The 1,402-nt window shown below is 32.2% G+C and carries 3 protein-coding genes; all 3 read left to right on the plus strand.

The annotated features are described in order from the left end of the window. Positions 1–317, plus strand: a 317-nt coding sequence (locus A5N85_RS13435) for a MarR family winged helix-turn-helix transcriptional regulator (protein ID WP_072577619.1), incomplete at its 5' end; no start/stop codon positions are given. 225 nt (positions 318–542) lie between these two features. After that, positions 543–953, plus strand: coding sequence for a large conductance mechanosensitive channel protein MscL (gene mscL / locus A5N85_RS13440; RefSeq protein WP_072577620.1), 411 nt, complete (start codon positions 543–545; stop codon positions 951–953). Positions 954–1,255: 302 nt separating this feature from the next. Next, the coding region (locus tag A5N85_RS17965) for a helix-turn-helix domain-containing protein (RefSeq protein WP_143143319.1) at positions 1,256–1,402 on the plus strand (147 nt) is incomplete at its 3' end.

Below are 1,402 nucleotides of genomic sequence, written 5' to 3' on the forward strand. Positions count from 1 at the left end.
CATTATTAACTTATCTTTCGCGTTATGAAGGAGTTAGCCAAACAAAATTAGCTGAATATATGGACTTAGCACCTATGACGTTAACGCGGCAGATTGATAAACTAGAGCAAGATGGTTTGCTTGATCGTCGTCAAGATCCAAAAGATAGACGAACGAATTTGATTTTTTTGACGGAAAAAAGTCAACCGCTTATGAATCACATGCATGAAATTGCGGTAGAAGCTAAGGAGGCTGCACTGAAAAATTTTTCAGGTGAGGATAGAGAAAGACTAAGAGATTTTCTTGTCAGGATGAGAGAGAATATGGCATCTGCTTAATTTTAATAAGATAATGAATAAAAAATTAAGCCTGAGTAGTTTCAGGCTTTTTTATGATTTTCGATAAAAAAATAAAACAAAAATTACGATAAAAAAATGGAAGTAGGAAATTTTTTATCAATTATAAAAGTTTTAAAAAGTTAAAGCCCTTTATTCATTTTTTGTACTTGTTTTTTAGAAAACTCATCCTATACTTGCCGAAGTTTTTATTTTAAGAAACAAAAAATGATTGATGGATTTAAAAAATTTATTGCGAAAGGAAATGCTATTGATTTAGACGTGGGCGTTGTCATGGGGGCTGCTTTTGGAAAAATTGTTACTGGTTTAGTAGAAAGCTTTATCAATCCTTTAATTGCAATGCTTTTTGGACAACCAAATTTTGATGATATTAAATATGTTATTAACGGTACAGAATTTCCAATAGGTAATATTATTACAGCGACGGTCAATTTTTTCTTGGTTGCTATTGCTGTTTATATTTTTATTGTTTTACCAATGAATAAATTAAAAGATCGTATGGCTAAAAATGAAGAAACAGTGCCTGCAGAACCTGCTGAAGAAATTCTCTTATTAAGAGAAATTAGAGATAGTCTTGCCATTAGACGCTCACAAGCTAATAATACTATTAAGAAATAATTCCAATATTATTAGACAGCGTTAACTTATATACAAGACAGTAAGCCACATTTATGTGGCTTTTTTATAGATTTGATTGTATTACTTATTAAAATAGCTATGCTAAATATAGCTGAATGGGTTTAGCTTACATACAAACTAACGAACCATGACAGCACACATTAGTACGGAAAGGTGTTCAAATTTTGTATGCGAGTTAAAGGCATTCAGCTATAGTCAAATCACTTAGAATCCAATCTATCCAAAGCAGATATAAAGAACAACTTGTAGTAGAATTATCAAAAACAAACTGAGCATATCCTATGACCTACTGCAGCCAATTCCGACAGAAAATTCTTAACGATATTGCTAATGGAGAAACTTGGCGCGCTGTTGCAAAGCGCTACAAGATCAGCAAATTCACCGTCTATAGCTGGATTAAAAATCCCCATCCTAAAGGCTTTACTGAA

Source organism: Suttonella ornithocola (assembly GCF_001889065.1).
Taxonomy (GTDB): domain Bacteria; phylum Pseudomonadota; class Gammaproteobacteria; order Cardiobacteriales; family Cardiobacteriaceae; genus Suttonella_A; species Suttonella_A ornithocola.